The 13,537-nt window shown below is 70.5% G+C and carries 15 protein-coding genes; 3 read left to right on the top strand and 12 right to left on the bottom strand.

The window, feature by feature from the left end; all coding sequences use genetic code 11:
- The first annotated feature begins 20 nt into the window (after window positions 1-20).
- Window positions 21-755 (top strand): DNA polymerase III subunit epsilon, encoded by a 735-nt coding sequence (gene dnaQ, locus C4B30_RS08775; protein WP_027784071.1) that lies wholly within the window; start codon window positions 21-23, stop codon window positions 753-755.
- Between the two features lie 34 nt (window positions 756-789).
- Here the strand turns inward: dnaQ and C4B30_RS08770 are convergent, their stop codons facing one another.
- Complete coding sequence (locus C4B30_RS08770) at window positions 790-1,122, bottom strand: YnfA family protein (RefSeq protein WP_027784070.1); 333 nt, start codon at window positions 1,120-1,122, stop codon at window positions 790-792.
- Between the two features lie 536 nt (window positions 1,123-1,658).
- On the opposite strand from C4B30_RS08770, the gene proP reads away from it, so the two are divergent.
- Window positions 1,659-3,149, top strand: coding sequence for a glycine betaine/L-proline transporter ProP (gene proP, locus C4B30_RS08760; protein WP_027784069.1), 1,491 nt, complete (start codon window positions 1,659-1,661; stop codon window positions 3,147-3,149).
- Between the two features lie 110 nt (window positions 3,150-3,259).
- On the opposite strand, the gene C4B30_RS08755 is transcribed toward proP, so the two are convergent.
- Together C4B30_RS08755 and C4B30_RS08750 are read right to left on the bottom strand one after the other, a co-directional pair.
- Window positions 3,260-3,457, bottom strand: coding sequence for a hypothetical protein (locus C4B30_RS08755; protein ID WP_034185467.1), 198 nt, complete (start codon window positions 3,455-3,457; stop codon window positions 3,260-3,262).
- Between the two features lie 220 nt (window positions 3,458-3,677).
- Window positions 3,678-4,307 (bottom strand): glutathione S-transferase family protein, encoded by a 630-nt coding sequence (locus C4B30_RS08750; RefSeq protein ID WP_027784067.1) that lies wholly within the window; start codon window positions 4,305-4,307, stop codon window positions 3,678-3,680.
- A 172-nt stretch (window positions 4,308-4,479) separates the two neighbouring features.
- Here C4B30_RS08750 and C4B30_RS08745 point away from each other — a divergent pair, with 172 nt between their 5' ends.
- Window positions 4,480-5,697, top strand: a complete 1,218-nt coding sequence (locus tag C4B30_RS08745; protein ID WP_027784066.1) for a polyhydroxyalkanoate depolymerase — start codon at window positions 4,480-4,482, stop codon at window positions 5,695-5,697.
- Between the two features lie 7 nt (window positions 5,698-5,704).
- Here the strand turns inward: C4B30_RS08745 and C4B30_RS08740 are convergent, their stop codons facing one another.
- From C4B30_RS08740 to mdcA, 9 genes are all read right to left on the bottom strand, one after another.
- On the bottom strand, window positions 5,705-6,352 hold the full coding sequence (locus C4B30_RS08740) for a phosphoribosyltransferase (RefSeq protein WP_027784065.1): 648 nt from the start codon (window positions 6,350-6,352) through the stop codon (window positions 5,705-5,707).
- 122 nt (window positions 6,353-6,474) lie between these two features.
- Window positions 6,475-6,996, bottom strand: coding sequence for a phospholipase D-like domain-containing protein (locus C4B30_RS08735; protein WP_027784064.1), 522 nt, complete (start codon window positions 6,994-6,996; stop codon window positions 6,475-6,477).
- Between the two features lie 118 nt (window positions 6,997-7,114).
- Window positions 7,115-8,047: an acyltransferase domain-containing protein gene (locus C4B30_RS08730; protein WP_027784063.1), complete on the bottom strand. Its 933-nt coding sequence runs from the start codon at window positions 8,045-8,047 to the stop codon at window positions 7,115-7,117.
- Window positions 8,044-8,910, bottom strand: coding sequence for a triphosphoribosyl-dephospho-CoA synthase MdcB (mdcB, locus tag C4B30_RS08725; RefSeq protein WP_027784062.1), 867 nt, complete (start codon window positions 8,908-8,910; stop codon window positions 8,044-8,046). Before mdcB ends, C4B30_RS08730 begins: the two co-directional genes overlap by 4 nt.
- Window positions 8,907-9,575 carry a malonate decarboxylase holo-[acyl-carrier-protein] synthase gene (gene mdcG / locus C4B30_RS08720; RefSeq protein ID WP_027784061.1) on the bottom strand — a complete coding sequence of 223 codons (669 nt, stop codon included), beginning with the start codon at window positions 9,573-9,575 and terminating at the stop codon, window positions 8,907-8,909. The genes mdcB and mdcG overlap by 4 nt, the downstream gene beginning before the upstream one ends.
- Window positions 9,562-10,269 (bottom strand): biotin-independent malonate decarboxylase subunit gamma, encoded by a 708-nt coding sequence (gene mdcE, locus C4B30_RS08715; protein WP_027784060.1) that lies wholly within the window; start codon window positions 10,267-10,269, stop codon window positions 9,562-9,564. The genes mdcG and mdcE overlap by 14 nt, the downstream gene beginning before the upstream one ends.
- The gene (locus tag C4B30_RS08710) at window positions 10,256-11,191 is read right to left on the bottom strand and encodes a biotin-independent malonate decarboxylase subunit beta (protein ID WP_027784059.1); all 936 of its coding nucleotides are present in this window, start codon (window positions 11,189-11,191) and stop codon (window positions 10,256-10,258) included. The genes mdcE and C4B30_RS08710 overlap by 14 nt, the downstream gene beginning before the upstream one ends.
- A complete protein-coding gene (gene mdcC / locus C4B30_RS08705) occupies window positions 11,188-11,502 on the bottom strand; it encodes a malonate decarboxylase acyl carrier protein (RefSeq protein ID WP_027784058.1) in 315 nt (104 codons plus the stop codon). Before mdcC ends, C4B30_RS08710 begins: the two co-directional genes overlap by 4 nt.
- A 10-nt stretch (window positions 11,503-11,512) precedes the next feature.
- Window positions 11,513-13,159, bottom strand: a complete 1,647-nt coding sequence (gene mdcA, locus C4B30_RS08700) for a malonate decarboxylase subunit alpha (protein ID WP_027784057.1) — start codon at window positions 13,157-13,159, stop codon at window positions 11,513-11,515.
- Window positions 13,160-13,537: the final 378 nt, after the last annotated feature.

Below are 13,537 nucleotides of genomic sequence, written 5' to 3'. Positions count from 1 at the left end.
TTTTCCTTGCTTTTCCCGACATGCGCCAGATCATTCTCGATACCGAAACCACCGGCCTGAACGCCCGCACGGGCGACCGCCTCATCGAAATCGGCTGCGTCGAGCTGCTGAACCGGCGGCTCACCGGCAATAACCTGCATTTCTACGTGAACCCCGAGCGCGACAGCGATCCGGGCGCACTGGCGGTGCACGGCCTCACGACCGAATTCCTCAGCGACAAGCCGAAATTCGCGGAAGTCGCCGATCAGATCCGCGACTTCGTGAAGGGCGCCGAGCTGATCATCCACAACGCGCCCTTCGACCTTGGCTTCCTCGACGCCGAATTCGCGCGGCTCGGCCTGCCGCCGTTCAGCGAGCATTGCGGCGGCGTGATCGACACGCTGGTGCAGGCCAAGCAGATGTTCCCCGGCAAGCGCAATTCGCTCGACGCGCTGTGCGACCGTTTCGGCATCAGCAACGCGCACCGCACGCTGCACGGCGCACTGCTCGACTCGGAGCTGCTCGCGGAGGTGTATCTCGCGATGACGCGCGGTCAGGACAGCCTCGTGATCGACATGCTCGACGACGCGGGCGCCGACGGCGGCACCGCGAACGGCAAGCGCGTGTCGCTCGCCGCGCTCGATCTGGCCGTGGTGGCCGCGAGCGACGACGAGCTTGCCGCGCACCAGGCTCAGCTCGACGAGCTCGACAAGTCGGTCAAGGGCGCCTGCGTGTGGCGCCGGTCCGCCGATACGGACACCGCCGAAGCAGCCTGACGCATGCGGCCCGCGGCCCGCGCCGCGGCCGCGCTCACGCGCGCGGCTGCAGCGCGATGACGGCCATCCCGCCGAGCGCGAGCACCGCGCCGGCCACGTCCCAGCGGGTCAGCGCGACGCCGTCGACCACCCGCAGCCAGATCAGCGCCACCGCGATGTACACGCCGCCGTACGCGGCGTAAGTGCGCCCCGCCGCGCTCGGGTGGAGCGTCAGCAGCCACGCGAACAGCGCGAGCGACACCGCGGCCGGCACCAGCAGCCAGGCCGGGCGCCCGGCCTTCAGCACGAGCCACGGCAGATAGCAGCCGACGATTTCGGCCAGCGCGGTAGCGGCGAACAGCGCCGCGATCCTCATCAATTCGGTCATCCGGTTCCTCGCGAATTCAGCCCCGTCGCGGCGGGCGGAACGGCCGCGCCGCGCGCCGCCGATCATACCCGAGCGGGCCGGGCCGGATGCCCCGCCAGACGGGCGAGTCCGGGCAATTTGCACGATCATCCGTCATCGTGCTATCATGTCGCCTGTTTCAACATTCAATCTCTGTCTTTTCGATTTTGAGGGAAGTCCGTCCGCACGATGCTGGCCGGCGCCTCGATCGAAATGCATCCACAGGAAAGCCCGCCCGACAGGCCCGCTTTTCTCGTTTCGTTGCCCCTCCGGGGCGTTGCCGGAACGCCGGACCCTCGTCCGCACCGGCATCTGCCGCCTGCATCACGCGGCCCATTCTTCATGAGCGCACTGTCGCGACGGCCCATCGGGCCCGCGTCGAAGCAGCCCCTCGGCCCTTTGCTGCCCCTTGCGCAGTAAGTGCTTGATGGTCTGCCCCGACGCGCCGCACGCGACCCCGCGCTCGCCGGCAAACCGTGTCGGACGGCCTGCCCGTTCCGGCGCTGTCAAAGGAGTGCATGACCTTGACCGCAACACACGTCAGCCCGACCGCTGTCTCTTCCTCCGCTTCGTCGTCCGCCGAAGCCCCGCTCGCCGTGGACGACATCACCGTCGTCGACCAGAGTCTGCTCAAGCGCGCCGTCAGCGCGATGGCCATCGGCAATGCGATGGAATGGTTCGACTTCGGCGTCTACAGCTATATCGCCGTCACGCTCGGCAAGGTGTTCTTCCCGTCCAGCAGCCCGTCCGCGCAGTTGCTCGCCACCTTCGGCACGTTCGCGGCCGCATTCCTCGTGCGCCCGCTCGGCGGCATGGTGTTCGGCCCGCTCGGCGATCGCATCGGCCGCCAGCGCGTGCTCGCCGCCACGATGATCATGATGGCCGCCGGCACCTTCGCGATCGGCCTGATCCCGAGCTATGCGTCGATCGGCATCATGGCGCCCGTGCTGCTGCTCGTCGCCCGCCTCGTGCAGGGCTTCTCGACCGGCGGCGAATACGGCGGCGCGGCCACCTTCATCGCCGAGTTCTCGACCGACAAGCGCCGCGGCTTCATGGGCAGCTTCCTCGAATTCGGCACGCTGATCGGCTATGTGCTGGGCGCGGGCGTCGTCGCGCTGCTCACCGCGTCGCTGTCGCAGGAAGCGCTGCTGTCGTGGGGCTGGCGCGTGCCGTTCCTGATCGCCGGCCCGCTCGGCCTGATCGGTCTCTACATCCGGATGAAGCTCGAGGAAACGCCCGCGTTCAAGCGCCAGGCCGAAGAGCGCGAAGCGCAGGACAAGGCCGTGCCGAAGGCGCGCTTCCGTGAAACGCTGTTGCGCAACTGGCGTGCGCTGCTGCTGTGCGTCGGCCTCGTGCTGATCTTCAACGTGACCGACTACATGGTGCTGTCGTACCTGCCGAGCTTCATGTCGTCGACGCTGCATTTCGACGAATCGCACAGCCTCGTGCTCGTGCTGATCGTGATGGTGCTGATGATGCCGATGACGCTGTACGCCGGCCGCCTGTCGGACAAGGTCGGCCGCAAGCCGGTGATGCTCGCCGGCTGCGTCGGCCTGCTGGTGCTGTCGGTTCCGTCGCTGATGCTGATCCATGCGGGCACCACGGCGTCGGTGTTCGGCGGCCTGCTGATCCTCGGCGTGCTGCTGTCGTGCTTCACCGGCGTGATGCCGTCGGCGCTGCCCGCGCTGTTCCCGACCGAGATCCGTTACGGCGCCCTCGCGATCGGCTTCAACGTGTCGGTGTCGCTGTTCGGCGGCACGACGCCGCTCGTCACCGCGTGGCTCGTCGAGGTCACGCACAACCTGATGATGCCGGCGTACTACATGATGGGCGCCGCGTTGATCGGCGTCGTGTCGGTCGTCGCGCTCGCCGAAACCGCGCGCCAGCCGCTGAAGGGCTCGCCGCCGGCCGTCGCGACGCGCCGCGAAGCGCACCAGCTCGTGCGCCAATTGCGCGAAGACGACGACGAGTCGGAAATCTACGGCGTCGCGACTCCCGCACGCGCGTGAGCGTCGCCCAATGAAAAAGCCCCGGCCGAAGCCGGGGCCCGATCGAATCCGATCCGCCCGACCGGCTTGCGCCGGCCGGGCTTTTTTTCATCCGCGTGCCGCGAACGTGCTCATGCGTGCGCTTCGCAGTGACGGCAGAAGATCAGTGCGCGCGACCGCGACACGGCCGCCTGCGCACCGCGCGCCGCGACGATCAGCCCGACCTGGCCGAGATTGAAATCGCGCTCGACCATCAACTGCGTCAGCGCGGCAAGCGGCAACAACACGGACGGGTGGTACAGGCTCGATTCGATCAGGGCTTTCATCATCGGCTCCATCTGGCAATGCGTGATTCGATGGAGTGGATTCTAGGGATCGGTCGCCTCCGGATAAACAGCGCGAATGCGAAGTCACTTGTCAGCCGTCGAGAACAATCGGCAGCGGCTTGCCGGACAAGGGCGAGCGGCGTCCGACATCGATGTGCGACGGCCCGGCGGGCCGCCGCGAAGCCCAGGGCCCGTTCACGCTGATAACGGACGTGCGCTGGCCCTAGCCAAGCGGCGTTTCGGCGAAGGCCGGCAGCGCTTCCGCCCGCGCGGAATGCGCGGCGAGCGCCGGATAACGGGCCGGATCGATCCGGGCGAGCGCCGGGTAATCGGCGGCCATGAACTGCGTGAAGCGCCACGCCACCGCGACCGTCACGTCGGACTGCAGCAGCCGCGCGCCGCCGAACCAGCCGTTCGCGGCCGCGACCAGCGGCTCCAGTGCGCCGTATGCGGCTTCGAGCTGGCTCAGCACGCGGTCGACCCACGGTTCGTGCTGCTTGTCCGACGGCCGCAGCGCATGCTCGTAGACGACCTGCACGGTTTTCTCGGCAGCGGCCAGCGCGAATCCGATCGGCACCAGCGCGCGCAGCCGGGCATCGACGGCGGCGGGCAACAGGCGCCGCTCCGGCGCGGCCAGGTGGTCGAGATAGTCGACGATCAGCGACGAATCGATCAGGGTCGCGCCGCCGTCGGTCACGAGTGTCGGCGCCTTGACGACCGGGTTGACCGCCCTGAACCGCTCGACCTGACGAAACACCGAGATCGACTCGTGTTCGAACGGCAGGTCGAGCAGCTTCGCCGAAATGGCGACGCGGCGCACGAACGGGGAATCCAGCATGCCGATCAGTTTCATCGCAAACGCTCCGCTTCGAGGGAATGGGACCGACGACTGTAGCAGCGTCGCGCGGCAGCGCCTAGCGTGCCCGTGCGCCTGACGCGCATCGGCCAGCCGCGCATCGGGCTCGCACTGCCCGTCCACTGTGACCATAATGCAGATTCACGCTCGTTCCGCCCCAGGGTCCGCCATGTGGTATGCCGTCGTCGAGCAGCAGCGGGAATGGATGCGCGCATGGCGCGCGGCGACGCGATACGCGTTCGATGCGTGGCCCGCGGCGTCGCTGCCGCATGCCGCATCGTCGTGCTACGACGACCTGTTCGAACCGCTGCTCGGGCCGCAGACCGCGCCGCCGGGCTTCGACCTCGCGTGGCCGGGCGTCAGCGAGCAGGTCGTCACGCACACGCCGTTTTGCGACTTGCGGCGCTTCGCGCATGCCGACGCGCGCCGCACGGTGCTGCTGTGCGCGCCGCTCGTCGGGCATGCGGCCGTGATGATGCGGGAAACCGTCGAAACGCTGCTCGCCGATGGCGACGTCTGTGTGACCGACTGGTGCAATGCGCGCGACGTGCCGCTCGCGGCCGGCCGTTTCGGGCTCGACGAATACGTCGCGATGCTCGACGGCTTCGTCGACACCCTCCAGCGCGACGATCGGCCGCTGCACGTCGTCGCCGTGTGCCAGGCCACCGTACCGGCGCTCGGCGCACTCGCGCTGCGTGCCGCGCGCGGCCTCGCGCCGCCCGCGAGTATCACGCTGATCGGCGGCCCGCTCGACGCGCGGCTGAATCCGAGCGCACTCGGCACCGCGGCAGCCGCCCATTCGCTCGACTGGTGCCGGCGCCACCTGATCGACATCGTGCCGCCCGGCTTCGCGGGGCATGGCCGCCACGTGTTCCCGACCTATCTGCAACAGGGCGAGATCGCGCTCCTGTATCCGCAGCGCTTCCTGACGCTGGTCGAAACCTATGCGCTGGCCGCATCGCGCTTCGACATGACCGGGCTCGCCGACGCCCGGCGGGCACTGCGCGAATACACGGCGCTGCTCGACATGCCGGCCGACTATTTTCTCGACACGGTCGACGTCGTGTTCCAGCGCATGCTGCTCGCGACCGGCGCGTGGCACGTGCACGGCCGGCGCGTCGAACCCGCCGCGCTGCGCGACGTCGCGCTGCTGACCGTCGAAGGCGCCCGCGACACGGTCACGGGCGCCGGGCAGACCCATGCGGCGCTCGGCCTGTGCAGCGGGCTCGCGGCCGACGAGCGCCATCGCGTCGACATCGACGATTGCGATCACTACGGGTTGTTTACGGGGCCACGCTGGCACGGCAACGTCCATCCGGCGCTGCAGCGCGTGTTCGCGCTGGCGGAAGCCCGCCGACCGCGCTCGCGCCGGATCCGTCGGACGTGACGCCGCGTCACGAGCACGCCGCATCGAGCAGCGCACGCACTTCAGCATCGCTCGTCTGCTCGAAGCGCGCGTAGAACTGGCTGATCCCGAAGAACCGGGACGGCTGCGACACCGTGACGAACGCGTCCGCCAGGCCGTCGAACGCGTGCGCGGCGCCCGCCGGCGCGACCGGCACCGCCGCGACGATGCGCGCCGGGTGGCGCTCGCGCAGCGCCTGCAGCGCGACGCGCATCGACGCGCCGGTCGCGACACCGTCGTCGACGACGATCGCGATGCGTCCGTCCACCGCGCGCGGCGGCACCGCGCCGCGGTACAGCGCTTCGCGGCGTTGCAGTTCGGCCGTCTCGCGCGCGATCACGTCGGCGAGCTGCGCATCGGATACGTCCATCGCGCGGATCACCGAACGTTGCAGATGAATCACGCCGCCCGTCGCGATCGCGCCCATCGCGAGTTCGGGGTCGAACGGCACACCGAGCTTGCGCACGACCAGCACGTCGAGCGGCGCGCGCAGCGCGCACGCGACCGGATACGCGACGGGCACGCCGCCGCGCGGCAACGCGAGCACGACTACATCGCTTCGCCCCGCGTATTCGCGCAACGCGTCGGCCAGTTGGCGGCCGGCATCGGCGCGATCGGCAAAACTGCTTTCGGTCACGATCGGCTCCCTGCCGTTGCGCCGGGTGCGCAACCCGCGCCGGCGCCTGTCAACGAGGATGGTTCATCGTTCGCGCCGATGCAAGCAGGGTCACACCGGCGCGCACCGCGCCGTAGGAAGGGTCAGAGGCCGCCGGCCTGCCGGTACAGCCGCCAGAACGACTGCGCGTAGGACTGCGCGAGTTCGGGCGCGCGCCGGAACACGTTCATCGTGTCGGCCTGCTCGGCCGCGCCGTCGGACAGGGTCGTCAACGCGACGCTGTCGTCGACGATCGCGAAGCGCGACGCGGGGCCGCCGTGCCGGGAATCGATCGCGACGTCGATCCCCGCGGATTTCAGATAGCCGGCGCCGCTGTACCTGCCCGCACGCGGCGGGCGCACCAGCACGACGCGCACTTCGATCCCGCGCGCGCGGGCCGAGCGCAGCGCGCTCGCGACAGCCGGCGGCACCTGCGTATAGCCGGCCAGCAGCACGCGGCGCTGCGCCTGTTCGATCAGATCGACGGTCGCGTCGGCCGCTGCGTTGTCATACGAAAAGTACGTGCCGACCGAGGCGGCGTCGGACGGAATCTGGCTGGCGTGGACGCTCGTCGCGCAGCAGAACGCGGCGAGCAGGAAGGCGGCTGGTCTCATGGCGGGCGCCATTGTAGCGACGCCAATTCGCGTGGCAAGGGGCGGCTGCGACGCTGCTGCGCCGGCGCAACACCCGGTGCGAAACCGGTGCCCGGCGACCGTGTTTTCAGCCGAGTTTCAGCCCCGCCGATCAGCCGGCCGCGACGCGCGCGAGCCAGCTCGTCACGCCTTCGACGGAACGGAAATCCGCAAGGCTGCGCGCCGGCAGCGCGGGATACGCGCCAGCGGCCATCTCGGCCAGCGCGCGTCCGGGGCCGAGCTCGAGAAACGCGGTTGCGCCGGCCTCCACGCACGCGGCGAGACAGGCCGCCCACTCGACCGGCTCGGCGATCTGCCGCGCGAGCTTGTCGAGGCCCGTGTCGACATCGAGCACCGACGCGCCGTCGATCCCCGAAAACAGCCGCGTGCCGGGCAACGGCCGGCGCACGGGCGTCGCGGCCAACGTCGCGCGGAACGCCGGCACGGCCGCCGCGAGCCGGCGCGTGTGCGATGCGATCCGCACGCAGACGGGCGCGACACGCAGCGCGCCGGCGCGCGTCGCCTCATCCGCCACGGCATCGACATCGGCGTGCCGCCCCGCGACCACGAACGCATCGCCGGGGTTCGCGATCGCGATGGCCGCGTCGCGACCGTCGCACAGCTGCGCGAGCTGCGGGCGCGTCAGGCCGCGCACGAACACCATCCGCTCGTCGCCGCCGCTCGCGGCGTCCATCTCGCGTGCCCGCGCGGCGGCCAGATCGAGCGCATCGTGCGGGTCGATCATCCCCGCGACGCTCCACGAGCCGACCTCGCCGACGCTGTAGCCCGCGACGCAGCGCCGGCGCGGCCACACCGCATCGAGCAGCGCCGCCGCCGCGAGCGCCTGGACCGTGCAGAGGATCTGCGCGGCACGGTTTTCCTGCAGCGCGTCGGGCCCAGCCTGCCGGACCCACGCGCGCGGATCGTCGCCGAGCAGCCGGCCCGCATGCACGAACAGTGCGTCGGCCTGCGGCGCCGCCCCGGTCAGTTCGAACATGTCGGCGCGTTGCGCGCCCTGCCCCGAGCACAGGATGGCCAGCGTCATCGCGCGTCCCCTTCGGCTTCGAGCGCATCGACGAATACGCTCATCGCGAGCAGGTCGGCCGCGCCGCCCGGGCTCAGCCGGCGCGCGACGAACGCACGATGCGCGGCCGCCGCGCGCAGCCGCCAGTCGCGCGCCCGAACGCCGCCGCGCGCGACGAACGCGCGGGCCGTCGCGCGGGCGAAATCGAGGCCGTCCTGCCCGCCCCGATGCAGCAGATTCGTGTCGTCGAGCGCGGCGATCAGCGCGAAGCACGCGGCGACCCGCGCGGCTTCCGGATCGTCCGGCCGGTCGCGGCGGGCGCGGCGCAGCGCGGGCAGCCCGACCGCGTACACGGACGGGAAGCCGTCGGCCGCCTCGCGACGCGCCCCGCCGACACCGTAGCGGCGGCTGGCGCGCTCGCCGTGGCTGTCCGGCAAACGCGGGCCGCCGAGGATCTCGACGCCCCAGCGACCGGACACGAACGCACCGAGCGTGGTCCCGTCCGGCATCGCGCCCGGCAGCGCGCGCCGCCCGGCGGCCGCGCACAGCAGCCCGAGCCCGAAGATCGCGCCGCGATGCGTATTGACGCCGCCGGTCGCGGCGAGCATCGCGTGTTCGGCACGCAGGCCGATCTTGCGCAGCACGGCCATGTCGGCGTCGCGCGCGCCCGCGTCGGCGAGTTCCGCGAAGTACGGCCGCAGCACGGCGGCGCTGCGCGCGAACGTCGCGGCGTCCATGTCCGCGTGACTGCCGGTGTCGACGTGACTGACGAGGCCCGGCTTCGGATAGGTGTCGATCTCGAGCACGAGACTGCGCTCGGCCAGCGCGGCGATGCATTCGGCATCGGACGGCGCGGCGACGCGGCAGGCAGCCCGGGCGTTCATCGCGCGCCTCCGGTGAATGCGTCGGCGCGCATCAATTCGACGGTCATCGCGGTCTTCACCGCGACGTCGGGCGAGCGCGCGTGCAGTTCGCGCCAATTGACGCCCGCGCCGTCCTCGCGCAGCAGTTCGCCGTCGATGCGCATCGGCGCGCGCGCGTCGATCGCCGCGAGACCGTCGAGCAACGGCGCGAGCGATGCGGGATCGGGCAGCGGGAATACGATGTCGAGATCGGACGATGCGCTCAGGTAAGCCTCGCCGGTCAGCGCCTGCCACGCGAGGCTGCCGAACACGCGGCCCTGCACGCCGCAACGCGCGCCGAGCGCATCGAGCTCGTGCAGCGGCGCCTGCCATGCCGCCGGTGCGGCGGCGAGCACATCGGTCAATGTCGGCAGCGGACCGACCGTCGCGAGCGCGTCGGCGGCCGCGTTCAGCGCGATGCGCCGCTTGCCCGCCGACGGCGGCAGCGGCAGGCCGAGCGGCACGCGGCCGGCATCGGCTTCATCCGGCGACGCGCGACGCACGATCAGCGGCCAGCCGCGTCCGGCCCATGCGCGTACGAGCGGGTCGGCCGCGAGCGCGGGGTCGCGGGCGAATGCCGCGCCCCACCCGGCCGCCGTCAGCGTGACGAGCGTGTGGCGGCGCAGCGGCAGCTCAGCGTGCGGCACGCGCGAGCGCCTCGACGCGACCGGCGACGTCGGTCGCGACCGGCCGGCCGCGCGCCGCGCGCCCGTCGATGCGGTCGGCCGGCTTGCCGAGCCATTCGCCGACCTGTGCGTCGAGCGCGCGGGACGGATCGAGCACGGCGTCGACGGCGCCCATCTTCACGAGGTTGTCGAGCCCCGGCGCGAACACCGGTGTCGAACGCGCCATCTCCTTCAGCACGTCGATCGGGAGCTTGGTCACCCGCGACATCGACGGCAGGTCCATCACCTCCGGCTCGGCGCCCGGCACCGCGAGCAGCGTGCGCGTCGCGAGCGCGGTCGCGATGAATGCGCCAGCAGCCGTGTGGCCGTACAGCACGCCGATCGTCCGGTGCCCGGCGAGATCCGCGTGCATCAGGCACTTCGCGAGATGCGACAGCCCTTCGTTCAGGCCGAGCAATTCGTCGCGCTTGCTCATCCGCTGGCTGTCGCTGTCGACCAGCACGAGGATCGGCGTGTCGCCGCCGCGCGCGACCGTGTCGAGCACGCGCGACGCGAGCGTCAGCGCCTCGTCGATGCCGAACGGCAAGCGATCGGCAACGCCGATCACGTCGACGCGCGCGCCGGCCAGTTCCGCGTGGCCCGTCAGCAGCCCGCCATCACGCGCAATCGAATGGCCCGCGGGAAACAGCGAGTTCAGTACTTCATCGAGCGTCATGCTGGGACTCCTGCAGTTGATCGGCGAGCGTCGCGAATGCATCGTCGGACATGCCCGGAATCGCTTCCGGCGTGTCGGCCCCGAGCGTGCGCCACATGTCGAGCGCGTCCTTGCAGGCGCCGAACCGTTCGACCCGCGCTTCGAGGCGCGCCTGTTCGGCGCGCAGCATCGCCGCATCGAATGCCGGCGCGCGGCCGATCAGCTCGAGCGCGGCCGCGCGGAACGCGTCCGGCGTATCGGCCACGTAACGATCGGCGCCGCCGATCAGGCGTCGGTGCTTGCCGCCCATCGTGCGCCAGATCAGCGCGCGATCCTTCGAGTCGAATTCCTCGACGCCGCGATTGGTCTCGATCACTTCGGGGCCCGACACGCTGATGCGCCCCTGCTCCGACACCGCGAGCGCCGAACAGCACGCGGCGAGCAGGCCGCCGCCGCCGTAGCAGCCCGCGCGCCCGCCGATCAGCCCGATCACCGGCACGCCGGCCGCACGCGCTTCGACGAGTGCACGCATGATCTCGGCGATCGCGAGCTCGCCCGCGTTCGCTTCCTGCAGCCGCACGCCGCCCGTATCGAACAGGATCAGCACCGGCTTGCCGACTTCGCGCGCGGCGCGCAGCAACCCGGTGAGCTTCGCGCCGTGCACTTCGCCGAACGCACCGCCCATGAAGCGGCCCTCCTGCGCGGCGACCAGCACCGGCCGGCCGTCGAGCCGGCCGTGGCCGACCACCATCCCGTCGTCGAACTGCCGCGGCAGATCGAACAGCGGCAGGTGCGGGCTCGTCACGCGCTCGGCCGGCCCCAGGAATTCGCTGAAACTGCCCGCGTCGAGCAGCCCGTCGATGCGCTGCCGCGCCGATGCTTCATACCAGCTCGCCGCGTTCGCGACGAACGCCGGCGCGTCGTGGATCGCGTCGCTCATCATGCGTCTCCCTCGATCGCGCGCACGGCCTGGGCGAGCCGCAGCGACACCATGTCGGGGCGCGCGCCGCCGTCGTTGATCGACAGCCTCAGGCCGCCCGGCGTGCGCCGTTCGACGAAATCCGACACGACCGCCTGCCAGACCGCGCCGAAACCGACGGCCGCGGTGCGGACGTCGATCTCGCATTCGTTGCCCGGCAGCACGCGCTCGACCAGCACCTCGAGATTGCCGGACGCGACCACGCCGACGAGTGCCGCGGCCAGCTCGCCCTTCGCGCGTTCGCGCGCGGTGAAGCGATAGTTCAACTGTTCCATGCCGTCTTCCTCACCAGTTGCGGAACCGGGCCGGCGGCGCATAGAGCCCGCCCGACCAGTGCACGAGATCCTTGATCGAACGCGCGGCGAGCCAGCGGCGGTCGGCGTCGAGCGGATCGATGCCGAGATCCTCCGGCCGGCGGATCACGCCGCGCTCGCGCAGCCGCTCGACCATCTTCCGGTCCCGGCCGCGACCGACGTCCGTATAGCCGGCGACGCCGCGGATCGCGTGCTCGCGTTCGTCCTTGTCGCGGCACATCAGCAGGTTCGCGATTCCTTCCTCGGTGACGATGTGCGTGACGTCGTCGCCGTAGACCATGATCGGCGCGAGGTCGAGTTGCAGCTTGTCGGCGAGCTTCAGCGCGTCGAGCTTCTCGACGAACATCGGCACGTTCTTGTCGCCGAACGTCTCGCCGATCTGGACGACCAGCTTGCGGCCGCGCCGCAGCGCCGCCGGCGTGTCGGGGTCGGCTTGCGCGCCGGCCTTCAGCCACGGCTCGCTCGGATGGCGGCGGCCGCGCGCGTCGCTGCCCATGTTCGGCGCGCCGCCGAAGCCGGCGATCCGCTCGGCCGTGACCGTCGACGAATGGCCCGCCAGATCGATCTGCAACGTCGAGCCGATGAACATGTCGCACGCATAGAGGCCGGCCGTCTGACAGAACGCGCGGTTCGAGCGCAGCGAGCCGTCGGGGCCCGTGAACCACACGTCGGAGCGCGCGCGGATGTAGTCGTCCATCCCGACTTCGGAGCCGAAGCAATGGATCTGCTCGACCCAGCCCGATTCGATCGCGGGAATCAGCGTCGGGTGCGGATTGAGCGCCCAGTGCGTGCAGACCTTGCCCTTCAGCCCGAGCTTCTCGCCGTAGGTCGGCAGCAGCAGCTCGATCGCGGCCGTGTTGAAGCCGATCCCGTGGTTCAGGCGCTTGATCCCGTACGGCTCGTAGATGCCCTTGATCGCGAGCATCGCGGTCAGGATTTGCGTTTCGGTGATCGCGGCCGGATCGCGCGTGAACAGCGGCTCGACGTAGAACGGCCGGCCGGCCTCGACGACGAAATGCACGCGGTCGCCCGGGATGTCGACGCGCGGCACCTTGTCGACGATGCGGTCGACCTGAGCGATCACGACGCCGTCCTTGAACGCGGTGGCCTCGACGACGGTCGGCGTGTCCTCGGTGTTCGGACCCGTGTACAGGTTGCCGTCGCGATCGGCGCTCACGGCCGCGATCAGCGCGACCTGCGGCGTGAGGTCGATGAAGTAGCGGGCGAACAGTTCGAGATAGGTATGCACCGCGCCGAGCGCGATCTTGCCGCCGAACAGCAGCTTCGCGATCCGCTGCGACTGCGGGCCCGAATACGCGAAATCGAGACGCTTCGCGATCCCGCGCTCGAACACGTCGAGATGCTCGGGCAGCACGACACCCGACTGCACCATGTGCAGGTCGTGGATCCTCGCGCTGTCGACGTCGGCGAGCGCCGTCGCGAGCAGGTCGGCCTGCTTCTGGTTGTCGCCTTCGAGGCAGACGCGGTCGCCGGGCCGCAGCACGGCTTCGAGCAACGCGACGGTGTCGCGCGCATCGATCCGCTTGCCCTGCGCGTAAGCCGCGCCGGCCGCGAGGCGTGCATCGCGCGCCTGCCGCGCGTGATTCCATCCCGTCATGAATAGTTCTCCGCTTCGATGGTTCAGCGGCATTCTAAGCCTGGCGCCGCCGCCGATTGATGATGTTGCAGAATGCGACTCAGAGGACGCCGCGATGGATGCGGCCCGCGCGCGGGCCCCATCCATCGTCCTAGGGCCTGTTCACGCTAATAACGGGCTTGCGCTGGCCCCCAGAAGGGCCGAGCGCAAGGATTGCGACGAAGCGAATACTCGACGTATTCGCGAGGAGCATGACGCGGCGATCGGCCCTTCTGGGGGCCAGCCCCACGAACGAATTTTTTCCAAACAGGGGAACGTGCCTTTCCGCCCGCATGGCGGCGTCGTTCGTCGTTGCAATAGCGACGGCTATTGCGCCTCCTCTCTTGTTGCCCTGCGGGC

It is taken from the genome of Burkholderia sp. BE12 (genome assembly GCF_002959955.1).
Taxonomy (GTDB): domain Bacteria; phylum Pseudomonadota; class Gammaproteobacteria; order Burkholderiales; family Burkholderiaceae; genus Burkholderia.
This window is presented reverse-complemented; position numbering and strand designations above follow the sequence as displayed.